We start from the raw sequence: 16,251 nt of genomic DNA, 5'->3' as shown, positions 1-16,251 counted from the left end.
GACTAGCTCGCGGCCGTGCCGGGCCGGCGGCGGACGATCCAGAAGACGCCGCTGCCCAGCGCGAGGGTGGCGCCGACGCCGATCACGCCGGCGAGGCCTCCGGAGAGCCGGGCGTCGCCGACGTCCTTGGTCTGGTAGTCCGCCAGGGGGGAGTCCTTGGCCGTGTGGTCCCTGGTCTTGCGGTCGATGCCGTGGTCGGCGGCGACCTTCTCCAGGCCGTCCGGGCTGGCCGAGGCGTAGTAGCTGACGAATCCGGCGAGCACCAGGGCGGCGATCAGCCCGGCGATCCACAGCGGCCGTATGCCGCCGCGCTTGCGGGTGTCGGTCACGGCCGCCATCAGACGGTCGCCTCCTTGAGTTCCAGCGGGCGGCGCAGGCCGCGGGCGCCGTGGACGAGGTCGGGGCGGACGGCGACGACCGCGCCCACCGTCGCCGCGGTGATCACCGCCTCACCGATGCCGATCAGGACGTGCACGCCGACCATGGCGGTGAAGACCTTGCCGAGCGCGACGTCGGTCGTCCCGCCCAGCGCGTAGATCCCGGTGAAGGCCACCGCCGCGGCCGGGACGGAGACCAGGGCCGCGACGAAGGCCGCGCCCGTCACCCCGCCGCGCCCGTCGGGCAGCACCTTGACCAGCCCCCGGAAGAGGGCGTAGGCCACGACGACGGTCACGACCGCCATGTCGGTGATGTTCACACCGAGGGCCGTGAGGCCGCCGTCGGCGAAGAGCACGCCCTGGATGAGCAGGACGACGGACACGCACAGCACCCCTGTGAAGGGGCCGACGAGTATCGCCGCGAGCGCGCCGCCGAGGAGGTGGCCGCTGGTGCCCGCGGCCACCGGGAAGTTGAGCATCTGGACGGCGAAGATGAACGCCGAGACGAGTCCGGCCAACGGCGCGGTGCGCTCGTCGAGTTCGCGTCGCGCGCCGCGCAGGCTCACTGCCACGGCTGCGGCCGCGACGGCACCGGTCGCCACCGACACCGGGGCGTCGATGAATCCGTCGGGTACATGCATGGGCGAGCTCCAGGTCGGGCCCGCGGCGGGCCGGGCGGGCGGCGAGGACGCCGGGGTCGGCGAGGACGACGCCCCATCATAGAACCTTATTGCGACTCATTTGCAAGAGGCTTGTCCCCGCTGGAGCGCACCACGATCAGGCCGGAGGGCGGCCCGCCCGCAGGTTCCAGCGTCCGGACCGCCCGCTGAATTCCGTCGCCGTCAGCGGCGGCACGTCGATCCGCCAGAAGGACGACTCGGGTGCGCCCAAGGCCCGGACCGCGCACGCCCGGACGATCTCCGGTTCGACGACGGCGAGCACCCGGCCCGGCGCCGCGGCGAGCCCGTCCAGCCATGCCCCGGCCCGCGCGCACAGGTCGCGCAGCGACTCGGCGTCGTGCGGCGCGGCGTCCGGGTCGGAGAGCCATGCGGCCACCGCCTCCGGTTCCTCGGCGCTCACTTCGGCCAAGGTGCGTCCCCGCCAGCGGCCCAGCGCCCACCCCGCCGGAGCCGTCTCCTCGGCCGTGAGGCCGAGCGCCTCGGCGGTGGCGCGGCAGCGCGCGGTGGGCGAGACGGGCACCGGCCCGGCGGAGCGCAGCGCACCGGCCAGCGCGCGGGCGGCGTCCAGGGCCCGCTCGTCCGGCGGCACGTCGTCGTCGAAACGCGCCTCGCGCAGCGCGGCGTTGGCCACCGGTGAGACCAACATCACCCGGGTCGTCATGCATCCTCCTCGTCCCTGCCGCGATGTCGCGTGATGGCCGACTGCCCTTGCCGTACGCGGCCCGTCGCTCGCGGGGAAGTGCTCCCGCGCACCGCGGGGCGTGCCCACGCGCCCTTGGCCGGACCACCGGATCGCGGTACCGTCACGACGACATTCACGACGACACAGCGGAAGTCCGGTGCAAATCCGGCACGGTCGCGCCACTGTAAGCCCAGCCCCGCGCCAGGCGAGTCAGACCCGCAGTCGTCCGACAGAGCTCCACCGACCGGGACGCGAGTTCCCACCAGGAGGTCATGCCATGGCGCAGTCCGCCCTCTCACCGGCCGCAGCCCCTTCCACCGCCCCCGTGACGCTGCCGATCAGGGCGATCCTGCCCTGGGCGGTCTTCTTCGGCGTCCTGATGCTGGTCCTGCTCTACTTCGTGGGCGCCGAGCAGGGGGCCACGTCCCTCCTGTCCGGCGAGAACGTCCACGAGTGGCTGCACGACGGGCGCCACCTGCTCGGCTTCCCCTGCCACTGACAGGGGCGCCACGACCATGAGCCCCACCGACCCGGTGGGCGCCGCCCACCCCGTCAGCCCGGTCACCTCCCTCACCGTCAGACGACTGCTGGTGCGGGGCATGCTGGCCGGGCTCGCGGCCGGCGCGTTCGCGCTGGTCGTCGCCTACCTGCTGGGCGAGTCCAAGGTCGACGCCGCCATCGCGTTCGAGGAGTCGCACGCGCACGAGCACGGCGGCGCCGAACCGGTCAGCCGTGCCGTGCAGTCCACCGCCGGACTGGCCACCGGCCTCCTCGTCTACGGCGTGGCGCTGGGCGGCATCGCCGCCCTCGCCTACTGCTTCGCCCTCGGCCGGATCGGCCGCATCGGCGCCCGGCCCACGGCCGTGCTGCTGTCGGCCGCGGCGCTGGTCGCGGTCTACGTCGTGCCCTTCCTGAAGTACCCGGCCAACCCGCCGGCCGTCGGCGACCCCGACACCATCGGCAAGCGCACCGCGCTGTACTTCCTGATGATGCTGCTCGGCGTGCTGCTCGCGGTCGCTGCCGCGATCCTCGGCAGGCGCCTCGTGCCCAGGCTGGGCGCCTGGTACGCGACCGTGGCCGCCGGCGGCTTCTTCGTGACAGCCGTGGGGCTCGCGTACGCGTTCCTGCCCGCGGTCGACGAGGTGCCGGAGCACTTCCCGGCAGCGCTGCTCTGGCAGTTCCGGCTGGCGGCGCTGGCGATCCAGCTGACGCTGTGGACCTCTTTCGGCCTGCTCTTCGGCCACCTGGCCGGGCGCCTGCTGGAGCCGGTCCCGCCCGGCGCCTCCACGGGGCCCGGCTCCGTCGGCGCGGGGACGGCGGCCTCGGCGTAGGACACGGTCCGGCGAGAGGCCGCAGGCGGCGGCTTCTCGCCGGAGCCGGGCCGAGGGTCTTCTGGCGTTCCGTCAGGGAAGGAACGGCAGAGGGCTCTCACTGCAGCGATGCGTGGCAGCCGCTCTCGCCAGGCCGTGTACCGAAAGTGGATCTCGAATGGTGAATGATCACGGCTGATGGCCCGGAGGGATGTCAAGGGCGATCAGCGGGCCCCGTGGGAACCGCGGCACCTGGTCCAGCCGCTCCCGTGCGGGCGCAGTCACCACCATGCGCGGCTCCACCATCGGGCCGACACCGTCCAAGGGACGACGCGCCCTTCTTCGGCCCTCCTCCCCCAGCGGCACGGGGCGCGGGGTTCGGGCCCCGGGTCGGGAGGGGCGGGCAACGGCCCACCGCCCACCGCGACCGCCGGGCGGTCCCGGTTCACCGCTGGGATGTCGCGGCGTGCAGGGGCAGCCGCCAGGTGTTGCGGCGCCGCACGCCCTCGAGGACGTCATGGAGCGGGGAGCGGGGCACGGCGAGGACCGGGCACACCGCGTGGTGCAGGCAGTGCCGGGCCACCGAGGGGTGCAGCAGCCGCCGCAGCCGGCCGCGTCGTCCGGCGCCGACCACCAGCACGTCGTCCGGGCGGTCCGCGACGAGGGTCAGAGCCCGTCCCGCCGGACCGCGGACGGTCATCGCGCGCAGGCGCAGGCCCTCCGGCAGGCCGCCGAAAGCGGCGTCGAGGGCGTCGAGGAGCCGCTGCCCGGCCCGGTCCTGCCAGACGTCCGGCAACGGGGGGCGGGGAGAGCGCCGGTACGCGAACTCCCCGCCCGGCGGCTGCCACGCGAGCACGGCGAGCAGCACCGCGTCCGTGCGGCGCGCCTCGGCGGCGGCGCGGTGCAGCGCCGTGATGCTGCCGAGGGAGCCGCTCACCCCGACGACCACCCGGTGGTTTCCGGCCTCGTCCATGCCCTCCATGGAAGACCCGGGCGGTGCGCCCCAGGGCGGCCGTTATCGTCCTCTTGTCGCCGGGCGGCCCACTCCTGACGCCGGCCTGATCCCGCCCCGGCCTCGCTGACCCGGCCTGACCCTGCCCCTGGCCCCCGGTTCAGGCCGGGTAGGCGTGCGTCTGGGCCGCCTTGACGGTGGCCCACACCTCGGCGCCGGGCCGCAGCCCGAGATCGGCGGTGGCCACCGTGGTGAGGTCGGCGGCGAGCGGGAGCTCGCCCTGGACGTCCACGCGGATCTGGTCGCCGTGCGACTCCAGTCCCGCGACCCTGCCCTGCCACACGTTCCGGGCGCTGGAGCCGGCCGGGCGCTCCCGGTGCAGGGTGACGGCCCCGGGCGGGAAGGCGACGAAGGCCGGGCCGGACAGCTCCTCGGTGGTGGTGACGGCCGGGCCCCCGTCGACCCGTACGGTGTGGCCCTCCGCCCGGCCCCGGTAGAGGTTGAGGCCGACGAGGTGGGCCACGTAGTCGGTGCGCGGGCGGCGGGCGATCTCGCCGGGCGTGCCCTCCTGCACCAGGCGGCCGTGCTCGACGACCACCAGCCGGTCGGCCAGCACCATGGCGTCCAGGGGGTCGTGCGTGACCAGGAGGGCCACCGCCTCGAAGTCGGCCAGGTGGTGGCGCAGCTGCGCGCGGACCTCCAGGCGGGTGCGGGCGTCGAGCGCGGCCAGCGGTTCGTCCAGCAGCAGCAGCCGAGGCCGGGTGGCCAGCGCTCGGGCGAGGGCGACGCGCTGCGCCTGGCCGCCGGAGAGCCGGCGGGGCCGGGTGGCGGCGTACTCGGCCAGCCCCATGCGCTCCAGCCAGGCGGCGGCCTCGGCGCGGGCCCGTGCCTTGGGCACGCCGTGGCAGCGCGGGCCGAAGGCGACGTTGTCCAGGGCGGACAGGTGCGGGAACAGCAGGTGGTCCTGGAAGACCACGCCGACCGGGCGGGTCTCGGGGGGCGCGCCCGCCAGATCGGCGCCGTCCAGCCGCAGGTGGCCGCCGCTGAGCGGGGTCAGCCCGGCCAGGGCCCGCAGTGCGGTGGTCTTGCCGGCGCCGTTGGGCCCGAGCACGGCGAGCACCTCCCCGGGGGCTGCGGTGAGGGCCACGTCGAGGCGGAAGGCGCCGCGGTCGACGACCAGCCGGGCGTCCAGGCCTTGCGGCGCCGGGCCGCCGGGGGGCGCGAGGGCGGTGTCCGTGGAGGTCATGAGGTGGCCGTCCAGCGGTCGCGCAGCCCGGCCAGGACGGCGATCGACACGGCGAGCAGGACCAGACTCAGCGCGATGGCGGCGGCCGGGTCGCTCTGCAGGGCCAGGTAGACGGCGAGCGGCATCGTCTGTGTGCGGCCGGGGAAGTTGCCCGCGAAGGTGATGGTGGCGCCGAACTCGCCGAGCGCCCGTGCCCAGGCCAGGACGGCTCCGGCGGCGATGCCGGGGGCGATCAGCGGCAGCGTCACCCGGCGGAAGGCCGTGAAGCGGGAGGCGCCGAGGGTGGCGGCGGCCTCCTCGTAGCGCGGGTCGGCGGCCCGCAGGGTGCCCTCGACGCTGATGACCAGGAACGGCATCGCGACGAAGGCCTCCGCGACGACGACGCCCGCGGTCGTGAAGGGCAGCGTCACCCCGAACCACTGGTCCAGCCACCGCCCGGCCACCCCGTTGCGGCCCAGCGCCAGCAGCAGGGCGACGCCGCCGACGACGGGCGGCAGCACCAGGGGCAGCGTCACCAGGGCGCGCACCAGCCGGCGGCCGGGGAACTCGGTGCGGGCCAGCAGCCAGGCCAGCGGCACCCCCAGCACGAGGGTCACCGCGGTGGCGAGGGTGGCGCAGACCAGGGAGAGGCGCAGCGCCTGCCACACCGCGGGGCTGGTGAGCTGCGCGGGCAGGTCGCTCCACGGCGCCCGCACCAGCAGCCCGGCGAGCGGCAGCACGAGGAAGACGAGGCCGAGCAGGCCGGGCAGCAGCAGTGGCAGGGGCACCGGGGAACGGCGCCCCCGCCGGCGGCCCGCGCGGCGCGGCCCGGCCTCCGGGATTTCGGGCGCGCCGCCCTTGTGGTCGGTCATGGCGTGAGGAAGCCCGCCCCGCTCAGCACCCGCCGGCCCTCCTCGGACCGGACGAGGGCGATGAAGGCCCTGGCGGCCACGGTGTTGGGCGCGTCCTTGAGCAGGACGACGGGGTAGTCGTTGACGGCGCCGGCGGACTCGGGGAACTCCACGCCCTCCACCTTGCCTGCTGCGGCCTTGACGTCGGTCCTGTAGACCAGGGCGGCGTCGACCTCCTTCAGTTCCACCTTCGTCAGCGCGCTCTTGACGTCCTGCTCGTAGGAGACCGGGGTGAGCTTCAGGCCGGCGGCGTCCAGCGCCTTCTGCGCGGCGGCGCCGCAGGGCACCTCCTTGGCGCACAGGGCGACCTTCGTCCCGGCCTTGGTGAGGTCCTTGAGCGTGTCGACGTCCCTGGGGTTGCCCGGGACGACGGCGATCTCCAGCCGGTTGCGCACGAAGGTCGCGGGCTCGCCGGCCGCGTCCTCGGCGTCGGTGACGATCCGCATGGTCGTGGGGGAGGCGGCGGCGAAGACGTCGGCGGGGGCTCCGGAGGTGATGCTGGCGGCGAGGGCGTCGCTGCCGCCGAAGTTGAAGGTGACCTCGGTGCCGGGGTGGGCCGCCTCGAACTGCTCGCCCAGTTCGGTGAAGCTCTCCTTGAGGGAGGCGGCGGCGAAGACGGTGACCGTGCCCTCCACGCCGCCGGGCGAGGAGGGCGAGGAGGCGCGGGCGGAGCCGTCCGAGGACGAGCACGCGCTCAGGGCCAGCAGCACCGCGGCGCCTCCGACGGCCGACTGAAGGGTCCGGCGGTGCGTGGGACGGTTCGTCACAGGCATGACCCTCCGGGTCAATGAGGCGTCTCGACGACGACGTTGGTCGACTTGATGACGGCGACCGCCGGCACGCCGGGCTCGAGCTTCAGTTCCTCGGCGGACTCCCGGCTGATCATGGACACCACGCGGAACGGGCCGGCCTGGATCTCCACCTGTGCGGAGACGTCGCCGAGGATCACCTCGGTGACGATGCCGGAGAAGCGGTTGCGGGCCGAGGAGCCCGTGCGCTGGCGTTCCGCACGGTTGAACTCCCGGACGAAAGCGGCCAGTGCGGGGCCCTCGATGACGCGCCGGCCCTGCCCGTCGCGTTCCGCCCGCAGCCGCCCGCCGTCGACCCAGCGCCTGAGGGTGTCGGCGCTCACGCCCATCAAGGCGGCCGCCTCACCGATCCGGTAGGTGTGCATGACCCGATCATAGTGACGCATATGCGAGGGGGAAGCCCCTTTCCCTATTGCGGCAGCATGATTTTGGCGGTGTGAACGCTTGCATACGCGCTATGAGGGTTCCGCTGCGAGGGCGCGGGCGCACGCGGGCTCCTCGTCACCAGGGCTGCCGCCGGACCCGGGTGGGGACGGCAACGGCACAGGATGGGCCGGTCCGGGGACGTGCCGGTGGCGACCGCCCCACGGCGGTACAGCGCAGGCAGGGCAGCCGGCACGGCCGCAGCCGCACCACGGCCGCGGGCGCGGTGCCGCGTTCCGCCCTGCCGGCGGCCGTCGAGGACGGCGGCGTCCGGGTCCGCGCGCGGGGCGGCCGACGCCGCCGCGGCGGGAACGGCGACGGCGGGGGCCCGGCGTCACGGCCTTCCGCCGTCCGCGCGACCGGGGGCCGCTGAGCGGCTACTACGATCGGCGGAATGCGACCTTCCTCACCCTCCCCCGCCGGCCTGGTCCGCGAGTTCCACACCGCCTTCGGTCTCGACGTCCGCCCCCGCCCGACCGAGATCCCGCCCGTTCTGGCGGCGCACCGCCAGGACCTGCTCGCCGAGGAGGTGGCCGAGGTCGCCGAGGCCTCCGAGAAGGGGCCGCTCGACCACCTCGCGCACGAGCTGGCCGACGTGGTCTATGTCGCGTACGGCACCGCGCTGGTGCACGGCATCGACCTGGACGAGGTCATCGCGGAGATCCACCGCGCCAACATGAGCAAACTCGGCCCGGACGGCCGGCCGGCCCTGCGGGCCGACGGCAAGGTCCTCAAGGGGGAGCACTACCGCGCCCCGGACGTCGCGGCGGTGCTGCGGGCCCAGGGCTGGACGCCGGCCGGGGAATGACGCCCCGCCCCGCCGGCACCGCGCCGTCGCGTTCTCCTCGAGCGCGCCCTCCCGCGTCGGCGCGGCGGGCGGGAGAATCGACGGTATGACGGAGCGTAAGCCACCGGGCGTCCCCTTCGAGTCCTGGGTCGACAAGCAGATCCGGGAAGCGGCGGAGCGCGGCGCCTTCGACGACCTGCCCGGGGCCGGGAAGCCGCTGGCCGCCTTGGACCGGCCCTACGACGAGCTGTGGTGGATCAGGGAGAAGATGGCCCGCGAGGGGCTGTCCCAGCTGCCGACGAGCCTGAGGCTGCGCAAGGAGGTGGAGGACGCGATGCACGCCGCCTCCCGCGCCCCCTCCGAACGCGAGGTGCGCCGCATCGTCGAGGAGGTCAACGACAGGATCCGCGCGGGCCTGCGCACCCCGATGGACGGCCCGCCGCTGGGTCTCGTCCCGTACGACGTGGAGGACGTCGTCGCGCGGTGGCGCGCGGAACGGGGCTGAGCGTCCCTCGCTCATTCCCCCTCGCGCACTCGCTCGCGCACCGCGCCGAGGGCCCCGCGGCAGATCCCCGGTTGCGGGGCCGGGCGGGCTGAAAAATAGTCGCACTGTGAGAAGGCGGCCACGGGTCGGCGTACCGGAGGGGGTCCGTGCGCGGTTCGCGGACCTGCCGGGGCGGGCGCGCGCCCTGCGGAGCGACGCCGAGCGGCGCTTCCCCGTCATCACCCGGCTCGCCGCCCGACTGCTGAGCGTCAACGTCCTGGACGCGGCCACCCGGTTGGCCGCCCAGGCCTTCCTGACCGCCGTGCCCCTGCTCTTCGTCATCGCCTCTCTCGCGCCGGAGGGCGTGCGCAGGGAGCTGCTGGACTCGCTGGTGCGGGTGCTGGGGCTCTCCGGCCCCTCCGGTGAACAGCTGCGCTCGGTCTACGAGTCCCACCCGGGGGACCTGCGGCAGACGGTGGGCGCGGTGGGCATCCTGATGGCCCTGCTGTCGGCCACGGCCTGCAGCCGGGCGATGCAGCGGGTCTGCGAACGCGCCTGGGGCCTGCCCAAGTCGGCGGCGCGGATCGCGGCCTGGCGCTGGGTCGCCTGGGTGTGCGCGGCACTCGTCTACCTGGCGGTCCAGGGGCCGCTGCGCCTGGGCTTCGGCGTGGGCCGCTGGCTCGGCGTCCCGCTGTCCGTGGTGAGCGCGGTGGGCGTCTGGTGGTGGACGCAGCACCTGCTGCTGGGCGGCCGGATCGGGTGGCGGCCGCTGCTGCCGGGGGCGCTGCTCACGGCGCTGCTGATGGAGGCGGCCGTCTTCTCCGCGCCGCTGTATCTGCCGAGGGCGCTGAACCGCAGCCTGGAGGTGTACGGCTCATTGGGCTCGGTGTTCACCCTGCTGTCCGGGCTGATCGCGCTGTGCGTCGTGGCCACGGTGTGCCTGACCGTCGGCGCGGTGCTCCACGGCGGCCGGCCGGGGGCGTGCGCCGGGCCCGCCGCCCCCGGCCCTCCCCCCAGCACGCCGGGGGAGGACCGGGCGGGCGGTGGTCAGACGGCCGAGCGCTCCGGCCTGTAGTGCGCGAGCGCCCAGATGATGAACAGGTCGAGCGCGATGAGGACGAGCGACCAGAAGGGCAGGTAGGGCAGGTAGAGGAAGTTCACGATGATGCCCAGGCCCGCGAGGACGACACCCGCGATGCGGGACCAGAGCGCGGCGCCGCCGAGGAGCCCGATGCCCGTGATGATCAGGAGCACGCCGAGGACGAGGTGGATCCATCCCCACGCGGTCAGGCTGAACTTGAAGACGTAGTCGCCGATGCGCGCGTACACGTCGTCCGTGGCGATTCCCGAGATGCCCTGGAAGACGGCCAGGACGCCGTCGACGAGCAGCAGGACGCCGGCGAAGGTGACCCCGCCGTACGCCCACGCGTCGCGCTTCCCGGTCCGGGGTGTGGTGCTGGTGGCTGCCATGGCTGCCTCCTCGTGTGACGGTGCTTCAGTGCCGCAGCGCCGCGTCGACCTGGGCCTTGACCGTGCCCGTCAGGTCGCGGTGGCTGCGGGCGGTGACCTCGCCGGACTTCTGCGGGGCCACGTCCGCGACGTTGACGACGACGGCGTCGAGGAGGTTGCCGCTCCCGTCCCGGAAGGTCACCTCGACCGTGTACGTGGCCTGCTTGTCGCTGCTGTTGGTGGCCGTGACCTTGGTGGCGGCCTTGCCGCCGTCCTTGGTCACGGGGCCGAGTGCGACGTCGCCCTTGGCGTTGACGCCGTTCTTGATCTTCGCCAGCTGGGACTGGGCGGCGGCGGTCGCCGAGGCGACGGCCTCGGCGCCCTCGGACACCAGCGAGGACGCGGCGGACGCGGCCTTCGACGCCTTCTCGGCGGGGGTGGTGTCGCCGTCCGAGCAGGCGCTCGCGGCGAGCGCGGTGGCGGACAGTACGACCGCCGCGCACCCCGCGCGGACCCGGTGCGGCCTCGTCATTCCTACCTCCACTGACTCATGCGCCCCAAATGGCACATCTTTCACCATACGTGTTGAATGTCCGTGTCGCGTGGTGAAGAGAGGCGGCTGTGGCATGGCGGACCCGACGCCCGCGGGGCGGGACGAGCTCGCCGACCTGCGTGCCCGGCTGTCGGCTCTGGAGGCGCGGGAGACCGCCGCCTCGGGCGCCGGACCGCAGGCCCCGACGCCCCAACGGCGGCGCCCCGCGCGGGCCTTCTTCTCCGCCCTGTTCATCGTCGTGGCCTGCGTCCTCGTACCGCTGAGCGCGCTGGCCGTCTGGGTGGACTCCGAGGTCGGCGACACCGACCGCTACGTCGCCACCGTCGCGCCCCTGGCGAGCGACCCCGCCGTCCAGGACGCCGCGGCCGACCGGATCACGTCCGTGCTGATGCAGCGCATCGATCTCAAAAGCCTGCTCGACGAGGTCGCACCGCAGGACCGCCCCCTCCTGGACGACCTGCTGGGCCGCCTCTCCGCCCCGCTGACCAGCGGCATCGAGGGCCTCGTGCGCGGGGCGGCGGAGAAGGTGGTGCGCAGCGACGCCTTCGAGGAGGTGTGGACCGACGCCAACCGCCGGATCCACGACTCGCTGGACAAGGCGCTGACCGGCCAGGGAGGCGGCGCGGTGAAGCTCACGAACGACACCGTGGCCGTCGACCTCGCCCCCCTCGTCGACCGGGTCAAACAGCGGCTGGTCGACGCGGGCCTGACCATCGCCGCGAAGATCCCCGAGGTCCACACCGACTTCACCGTCGTCCGCTCCGAGAAGGTGGGCAAGATCAGGACCGCCTTCCGGCTCCTGCAGCTCGCCGGCTTCTGGCTGCCGATCCTCACCATCGTCCTCGCGGCGGCCGGCGTGCTGCTCGCCGTCCGCCGGCGGCGCGCCCTGGTCGCCGCCGCGCTGGGTTTCGCCGCCGCCGCCCTCGTGCTCGGCGCGGCGCTGACGGTCTTCCGGGTGGTCTACCTCGACGCGCTGCCCGCGAGCGTCGACCAGCAGGCCGCCGGGACCGTCTACGACACCCTCGTCCGCTTCCTGCGCCAGACCGTCCGCGCGGTGTTCGTGCTGGGCGTCGTCGTGGCGCTGGGCGCCTGGCTGAGCGGGCCCGGGCAGTACGCCCGCCGCACCCGCGGGGTGTGGGAGTCCGTGCTGGGCGGCGCGGGCGACGCGGCGCACCGGGTGGGGATGCGGACCGGTCCCGTCGGGCCGTGGCTCGTCCGGCACAAACTGCTGGTCGGCTGGATCGTGGTGGCGGCCGCGGCCCTGGCGCTCGCCTTCTGGTCGTACCCGACCGGCTGGGTCGTCCTGGGGCTCGCCCTCGCCGTCCTCCTCGTCCTGGCCGTCGTGGAGTTCCTGGCCCGGCCCGACTGACCGCTCACCCGATCGGCCGCTCCGCGCTGCGCCGGGCAGGCCGCCGCCGGAGGCTGACGGCAGGCCCGCCGGTCCGTGCGGGCGGAGGAGACCAGCCATGAGGCAGACGCAGACGGCGGTCGGGCGATGACCTTCGGGCTGGCACACCGTGAGGAGCGGCCCCGGGTACCGCTGCGGCACGGCGAGGGGGACCGCTCCCTGCTCACCAGCCTGCAGGGGCTCGCCGCGCTGTCGCTGGACGCCCTCAGCTCGGTGGCGTACGGGCCCGAGGCCATCGTCCTGGTGCTGATCGCCGCCGGGACCGCGGCGCTGACCGTGACGCTGCCCGTCATGCTGGTCATCGCGGGGCTGCTGGTCGTCCTCGTCATCTCCTACGGGCAGGTCATCGCGGTGCACCCGGACGGCGGCGGCTCCTACGCCGTGGCCAAGCAGGACCTCGGTACGCGGGTGAGCCTGCTGGCGGCGGCCAGCCTCGTCGTCGACTACGTGCTCACCGTCGCCGTCAGCCTGGCCGCCGGCGCCGCCAGCCTCGCCTCGGCGTTCCCCGCGCTCACCCCCTACCTGCTGGAGATCTGCCTCGGCGGACTGGCCCTGCTCACCGTGGTGAACCTGCGCGGCGTCGCCGAGAGCGCGCGGGTGCTGATGCTGCCGGCGGCACTGTTCGTGCTGTGCGTGGGCGGGATCGTCGTCGCCGGCCTGCTGCTCGCCCACCCCGCGGCGGTCGTCGGCGCCCCGCGGCCGGTCCACGTGACGGAGGCGCTGAGCGTGCTGCTCGTCCTCAAGGCCTTCTCCGCCGGCTGCTCCGCGCTGACCGGGGTGGAGGCCATCGCCAACGCCGTCCCCTCCTTCCGGCCGCCCAAGGTGCGGCGCGCCCAGCGCACCGAGCTGATGCTCGGCGCGCTGCTCGGACTGATGCTCATCGGGCTCGCCTTCCTCATCCGCCGGGACGAGGTCGCCCCGCGCGAGGGCGTGACCGTGCTGGCCCAGCTGACCGCGGGCTCCTTCGGCACGGGGTGGCCGTACTACGTCACCAACCTGGTGGTCACCCTCGTCCTCGGCCTGGCGGCCAACACCAGCTTCGGCGGCCTGCCCGTCCTGTTGAGCCTGCTCGCCCGCGACAACCGGCTGCCCCACGTGTTCGCGCTCCGCGCCGAGCGGCCCGTCTACCGCTACGGCGTCGTCGCCCTCGCCGCGCTCGCGGCACTTCTGCTCATCGCCGTCGACGCGGAGACCCAGCGGCTCATCCCGCTCTACGCCATCGGAGTGTTCACCGGCTTCACCATCAGCCAGACCGGGCTCGTCCGCCACTGGGCGGGGGCCCGGCCGCGCCGCTGGGCGCCGCGCGCGGCGCTCAACGGCCTGGGCGCGCTGCTGACCGCGCTGGCCGGGGTGATTTTGGTGACCACCAAGTTCACCGAGGGCGCCTGGGTGGTCGTCGTCGTGGTGCCGCTGCTGATGCTGCTCTTCGCCCGCATCGAGCACTACTACACGGAGGTCGGCCGGGAACTCGCCCTCGGCGCCGTCCCCGAGCGGCCGCGGCGCGTCGACAGCCTGGTCATCGTCCCCCTCGGCGGGGTCAGCCGGCTCGCCGGGCGCGCGCTGACCGCGGCCATGGCCCTCGGCGGCGAGGTCGTCGCGGTCACCGTCGAGCCGGACCGGGCCAAGGCGCGCGAGCTGCTCGACACATGGAACCGCTGGCAGCCCGGCGTCCGCCTCGACGTGATCGAGAGCCCGCACCGCTCCCTGGTGCTGCCGATCCTCTCCTACGTCCGCCGCATGTCGCAGGACGGCCGCCAGATCGCCGTCCTCATCCCCGAGGTCCAGCCGCGGCACGCCCGTTACCGCATCCTGCAGAACCAGCGCGGCATCCTCCTCGCCACGGTCCTGCGCTCGCGCACGGACGCCGTCGTCTGCCTGCTGCCGTACCGGCTGGACATCTGACGGGTACGGGGCGCCAAGGGGACAGGCGATCGCGGGGTCGCCGAGCGAACGCCGGGTGGTGGCGAGGGAGTCCGTTGCCAAGGGTTCGGGCGCAGGGGCCCCGGGCCCGGGGCTCACCCGGCACTCCACGTAGAGTTCGGGTGCTGTGCCCGACCGTTCCCGCCGACTGCCGAGGTGACCGTGATGGACGACGACGCGTCCGCCCCCGTGGCCGTCGTCGGGATCGGCGCCGACGGCTGGGCAGGGTTGCCCGCCGCGTCCCGGGAGGCCCTGATGGAGGCCGCCGTCGTCATCGGCGGCCCGCGTCAACTCGACCTGCTGCCCGGTGAGGTGGCTGCCGAGCGCGTGGCCTGGCCCTCGCCGCTGCGGCCGGCCGTGCCGCGGCTGATCGCCGCGCACGCGGGACGCCGGATCGCCGTGCTGGCCAGCGGTGACCCCATGTTCCACGGCATCGGGCGGACCCTCGGCGAGGTGCTGGGCGTGGAACGTCTGCGGGTGCTCCCGCACCCCTCGTCGGTGTCGTACGCCTGCGCGCGGCTGGGCTGGGCGGTCGAGGACACCGACGTGGTGAGCTTGGTGGGGCGGCCGCTGCCCGCGCTGGCGGGGGCGCTGCACGACGGGCGCCGGGTGCTGGTGCTGAGCCGGGACGCGCACACCCCGGCCGCCGTGGCCGGGCTGCTGCGCGAACGGGGCTACGGCGCCAGCCGGTTGCGGGTGCTGGAGCAGTTGGGCTCGCCCCGCGAACGGATCCTGGACGGCACGGCCGGCGACTGGCCGCACCCGCCCGGCGATCCCCTGAACGTCGTCGCGGTCGAGTGCGCCGCCGATCCCGGCGCGCCCCGGCTGGGGCTGGTGCCCGGGCTGCCGGACGCCGCGTACGAGCACGACGGGCAGCTCACCAAGCGCCACGTACGGGCGGCGACCCTTGCCGCGCTCGCGCCCGCGCCCGGCGAGCTGCTGTGGGACGTGGGCGGCGGCTCCGGCTCGATCGCCGTGGAGTGGATGCGGGCGCACCGCACCTGCCGCGCGGTCACCGTGGAGCGCGACCCCGTCCGCGCGGAGCGCATCACCCGCAACGCGGCCGCGCTCGGCGTCCCGGCGCTGCGGGTGGTGACCGGCGCCGCCCCGGCGGCGCTGGCCGGGCTGCCCGCCCCCGACGCCGTCTTCGTCGGCGGCGGGCTCACCGCGTCCGGCCTGCTGGAGGCATGCTGGGCGGCCCTGCGGCCGGGCGGGCGGATGGTCGCCAACACCGTCACCCTGGAGTCCGAGGCGCTGCTCGCGCAGTGGTACGCCCGGCACGGGGGCGAACTCGTCCGGCTCGCCGTCGCGCACGCCGCCCCGGTCGGCGGCTTCACGGGCTGGCGCCAGGCCATGCCCGTCACCCAGTGGTCCGCCGTCAAACCCGCGGGAGCACAGCCATGACCGTCCACTTCATCGGGGCCGGCCCCGGCGCCGCCGACCTGATCACCCTGCGCGGGCAGCGGGTTCTGGCCCGCAGCAAGGTCTGCCTCTACGCGGGGAGTCTCGTGCCCCGCGAACTGCTCGCCGAGTGCCCGCCGGACGCCCGGCTGGTGGACACGGCGCAGATGACGCTCGACGAGATCACCGGGGAACTGGTCCGCGCCCACGAGCAGGGCCACGACGTGGCCCGGCTGCACTCGGGCGACCCGTCCGTGTTCAGCGCCGTCGCCGAGCAGATGCGCCGCCTCGACGCGGCCGGCGTCCCGTACGAGGTCGTCCCCGGCGTCCCCGCGTTCGCTGCGGCCGCCGCGGCCCTCAAGCGCGAGCTGACGGTGCCGACCGTCGGCCAGACCGTCATCCTGACCCGGATCGCGCAGCAGGCCACGCCCATGCCGGAGGGCGAGGACCTGGCGACGCTCGGCCGCAGCGGCGCGCTGATGGTGCTGCACCTGGCGGCCCGTTACGTCGACCGCGTGGTGGCCGAACTCACACCGCACTACGGGGCCGACTGCCCGGCGGCCGTGGTCGCGATGGCCTCGCGCCCGGACGAACTGGTGCTGCGCGGCACGCTCGCGGACATCGCGGAGCAGGTGAAGGCGGCCGGGGTGGTGCGGACGGCGGTCATCATCGTCGGTCGCACGCTGGGGGCGGAGCAGTTCCGCGACAGCCACCTGTACTCGGCGGAGCGCGTCCACCGGCACGCGGCGCATTGACGCCGCATCGCGAGTCGTCCGCGCGGGTGTCGTGCTCCATCATTCGTCACCGCTGCAGACATCCCTTGCTTCGAGCACAACGTTCCCGGACTTCCCCGGGCCGTGTCGGATATCCCCTCTTCGAG

17 protein-coding genes and 1 pseudogene are annotated in these 16,251 nt (G+C 74.7%); 9 read left to right on the top strand and 9 right to left on the bottom strand.

Annotation, left to right across the window (positions count from 1 at the left end; all coding sequences use genetic code 11):
* Positions 1-2: 2 nt before the first annotated feature.
* Both ACRWND_RS02330 and ACRWND_RS02325 read right to left on the bottom strand, forming a co-directional pair.
* Positions 3-1,018, bottom strand: a pseudogene (locus tag ACRWND_RS02330) (energy-coupling factor ABC transporter permease).
* A gap of 136 nt (positions 1,019-1,154) precedes the next feature.
* Entirely contained in the window at positions 1,155-1,718 is a 564-nt protein-coding gene (locus ACRWND_RS02325) for a histidine phosphatase family protein (RefSeq protein ID WP_431945290.1), read from the bottom strand.
* Between the two features lie 298 nt (positions 1,719-2,016).
* Between ACRWND_RS02325 and ACRWND_RS02320 the strand changes: the two genes are divergently transcribed.
* Both ACRWND_RS02320 and ACRWND_RS02315 read left to right on the top strand, forming a co-directional pair.
* The gene (locus ACRWND_RS02320) at positions 2,017-2,238 is read left to right on the top strand and encodes a CbtB domain-containing protein (RefSeq protein WP_431945288.1); all 222 of its coding nucleotides are present in this window, start codon (positions 2,017-2,019) and stop codon (positions 2,236-2,238) included.
* A 16-nt stretch (positions 2,239-2,254) separates the two neighbouring features.
* Positions 2,255-3,070: a CbtA family protein gene (locus tag ACRWND_RS02315; protein WP_431945286.1), complete on the top strand. Its 816-nt coding sequence runs from the start codon at positions 2,255-2,257 to the stop codon at positions 3,068-3,070.
* A 424-nt stretch (positions 3,071-3,494) separates the two neighbouring features.
* Here the strand turns inward: ACRWND_RS02315 and ACRWND_RS02310 are convergent, their stop codons facing one another.
* The 5 genes from ACRWND_RS02310 to ACRWND_RS02290 all read right to left on the bottom strand — a co-directional run bounded on the left by ACRWND_RS02310 (position 3,495) and on the right by ACRWND_RS02290 (position 7,311).
* The gene (locus ACRWND_RS02310) at positions 3,495-4,031 is read right to left on the bottom strand and encodes a universal stress protein (RefSeq protein WP_431945284.1); all 537 of its coding nucleotides are present in this window, start codon (positions 4,029-4,031) and stop codon (positions 3,495-3,497) included.
* A gap of 130 nt (positions 4,032-4,161) precedes the next feature.
* Positions 4,162-5,247 carry an ABC transporter ATP-binding protein gene (locus tag ACRWND_RS02305; protein ID WP_431945282.1) on the bottom strand — a complete coding sequence of 362 codons (1,086 nt, stop codon included), beginning with the start codon at positions 5,245-5,247 and terminating at the stop codon, positions 4,162-4,164.
* Complete coding sequence (gene modB, locus ACRWND_RS02300) at positions 5,244-6,098, bottom strand: molybdate ABC transporter permease subunit (RefSeq protein WP_431945280.1); 855 nt, start codon at positions 6,096-6,098, stop codon at positions 5,244-5,246. The genes ACRWND_RS02305 and modB overlap by 4 nt, the downstream gene beginning before the upstream one ends.
* Complete coding sequence (modA, locus tag ACRWND_RS02295; protein WP_431945278.1) at positions 6,095-6,910, bottom strand: molybdate ABC transporter substrate-binding protein; 816 nt, start codon at positions 6,908-6,910, stop codon at positions 6,095-6,097. The genes modB and modA overlap by 4 nt, the downstream gene beginning before the upstream one ends.
* A gap of 11 nt (positions 6,911-6,921) precedes the next feature.
* Positions 6,922-7,311, bottom strand: coding sequence for a TOBE domain-containing protein (locus tag ACRWND_RS02290; protein ID WP_431945276.1), 390 nt, complete (start codon positions 7,309-7,311; stop codon positions 6,922-6,924).
* Positions 7,312-7,763: 452 nt separating this feature from the next.
* Between ACRWND_RS02290 and ACRWND_RS02285 the strand changes: the two genes are divergently transcribed.
* The 3 genes from ACRWND_RS02285 to ACRWND_RS02275 all read left to right on the top strand — a co-directional run bounded on the left by ACRWND_RS02285 (position 7,764) and on the right by ACRWND_RS02275 (position 9,715).
* Positions 7,764-8,177, top strand: a complete 414-nt coding sequence (locus tag ACRWND_RS02285; protein WP_431945274.1) for a MazG nucleotide pyrophosphohydrolase domain-containing protein — start codon at positions 7,764-7,766, stop codon at positions 8,175-8,177.
* A gap of 85 nt (positions 8,178-8,262) precedes the next feature.
* Positions 8,263-8,661, top strand: coding sequence for a DUF1992 domain-containing protein (locus tag ACRWND_RS02280; RefSeq protein ID WP_431945272.1), 399 nt, complete (start codon positions 8,263-8,265; stop codon positions 8,659-8,661).
* Between the two features lie 106 nt (positions 8,662-8,767).
* Positions 8,768-9,715, top strand: a complete 948-nt coding sequence (locus ACRWND_RS02275) for a YhjD/YihY/BrkB family envelope integrity protein (RefSeq protein ID WP_431945270.1) — start codon at positions 8,768-8,770, stop codon at positions 9,713-9,715.
* On the opposite strand, the gene ACRWND_RS02270 is transcribed toward ACRWND_RS02275, so the two are convergent.
* Both ACRWND_RS02270 and ACRWND_RS02265 read right to left on the bottom strand, forming a co-directional pair.
* Entirely contained in the window at positions 9,688-10,110 is a 423-nt protein-coding gene (locus ACRWND_RS02270) for a DUF7144 family membrane protein (RefSeq protein ID WP_431945268.1), read from the bottom strand. The genes ACRWND_RS02275 and ACRWND_RS02270 overlap by 28 nt on opposite strands.
* Positions 10,111-10,135: 25 nt before the next feature.
* The gene (locus tag ACRWND_RS02265) at positions 10,136-10,621 is read right to left on the bottom strand and encodes a hypothetical protein (RefSeq protein ID WP_431945267.1); all 486 of its coding nucleotides are present in this window, start codon (positions 10,619-10,621) and stop codon (positions 10,136-10,138) included.
* 94 nt (positions 10,622-10,715) lie between these two features.
* Between ACRWND_RS02265 and ACRWND_RS02260 the strand changes: the two genes are divergently transcribed.
* The 4 genes from ACRWND_RS02260 (at position 10,716) to cobM (ending at position 16,126) form a co-directional block, all read left to right on the top strand.
* Positions 10,716-12,011, top strand: a complete 1,296-nt coding sequence (locus tag ACRWND_RS02260; RefSeq protein WP_431945265.1) for a hypothetical protein — start codon at positions 10,716-10,718, stop codon at positions 12,009-12,011.
* Between the two features lie 126 nt (positions 12,012-12,137).
* Positions 12,138-13,952, top strand: coding sequence for an APC family permease (locus ACRWND_RS02255; RefSeq protein ID WP_431945263.1), 1,815 nt, complete (start codon positions 12,138-12,140; stop codon positions 13,950-13,952).
* A 183-nt stretch (positions 13,953-14,135) separates the two neighbouring features.
* Entirely contained in the window at positions 14,136-15,374 is a 1,239-nt protein-coding gene (gene cbiE, locus ACRWND_RS02250; protein ID WP_431945261.1) for a precorrin-6y C5,15-methyltransferase (decarboxylating) subunit CbiE, read from the top strand.
* Positions 15,371-16,126 carry a precorrin-4 C(11)-methyltransferase gene (gene cobM, locus ACRWND_RS02245; RefSeq protein WP_431945259.1) on the top strand — a complete coding sequence of 252 codons (756 nt, stop codon included), beginning with the start codon at positions 15,371-15,373 and terminating at the stop codon, positions 16,124-16,126. Before cbiE ends, cobM begins: the two co-directional genes overlap by 4 nt.
* Positions 16,127-16,251 lie beyond the last annotated feature (125 nt).

The sequence above is a fragment of the Actinacidiphila sp. bgisy167 genome (assembly GCF_965342175.1).
Lineage (GTDB): Bacteria > Actinomycetota > Actinomycetes > Streptomycetales > Streptomycetaceae > Actinacidiphila.
The sequence above is the reverse complement of the archived record's forward strand: the minus strand, read 5'-3'. Positions and strand labels throughout refer to the sequence as shown.

Coding starts and splice junctions, on each gene's coding strand:
- ACRWND_RS02325 (WP_431945290.1), bottom strand. CDS start 1,718: ATGACGACCCGGGTGATGTTGGTCTCACCGGTGGCCAACGCCGCGCTG.
- ACRWND_RS02320 (WP_431945288.1), top strand. CDS start 2,017: ATGGCGCAGTCCGCCCTCTCACCGGCCGCAGCCCCTTCCACCGCCCCC.
- ACRWND_RS02315 (WP_431945286.1), top strand. CDS start 2,255: ATGAGCCCCACCGACCCGGTGGGCGCCGCCCACCCCGTCAGCCCGGTC.
- ACRWND_RS02310 (WP_431945284.1), bottom strand. CDS start 4,031: ATGGAGGGCATGGACGAGGCCGGAAACCACCGGGTGGTCGTCGGGGTG.
- ACRWND_RS02305 (WP_431945282.1), bottom strand. CDS start 5,247: ATGACCTCCACGGACACCGCCCTCGCGCCCCCCGGCGGCCCGGCGCCG.
- modB (WP_431945280.1), bottom strand. CDS start 6,098: ATGACCGACCACAAGGGCGGCGCGCCCGAAATCCCGGAGGCCGGGCCG.
- modA (WP_431945278.1), bottom strand. CDS start 6,910: ATGCCTGTGACGAACCGTCCCACGCACCGCCGGACCCTTCAGTCGGCC.
- ACRWND_RS02290 (WP_431945276.1), bottom strand. CDS start 7,311: ATGCACACCTACCGGATCGGTGAGGCGGCCGCCTTGATGGGCGTGAGC.
- ACRWND_RS02285 (WP_431945274.1), top strand. CDS start 7,764: ATGCGACCTTCCTCACCCTCCCCCGCCGGCCTGGTCCGCGAGTTCCAC.
- ACRWND_RS02280 (WP_431945272.1), top strand. CDS start 8,263: ATGACGGAGCGTAAGCCACCGGGCGTCCCCTTCGAGTCCTGGGTCGAC.
- ACRWND_RS02270 (WP_431945268.1), bottom strand. CDS start 10,110: ATGGCAGCCACCAGCACCACACCCCGGACCGGGAAGCGCGACGCGTGG.
- ACRWND_RS02265 (WP_431945267.1), bottom strand. CDS start 10,621: ATGACGAGGCCGCACCGGGTCCGCGCGGGGTGCGCGGCGGTCGTACTG.
- ACRWND_RS02260 (WP_431945265.1), top strand. CDS start 10,716: ATGGCGGACCCGACGCCCGCGGGGCGGGACGAGCTCGCCGACCTGCGT.
- ACRWND_RS02255 (WP_431945263.1), top strand. CDS start 12,138: ATGACCTTCGGGCTGGCACACCGTGAGGAGCGGCCCCGGGTACCGCTG.
- cbiE (WP_431945261.1), top strand. CDS start 14,136: ATGGACGACGACGCGTCCGCCCCCGTGGCCGTCGTCGGGATCGGCGCC.
- cobM (WP_431945259.1), top strand. CDS start 15,371: ATGACCGTCCACTTCATCGGGGCCGGCCCCGGCGCCGCCGACCTGATC.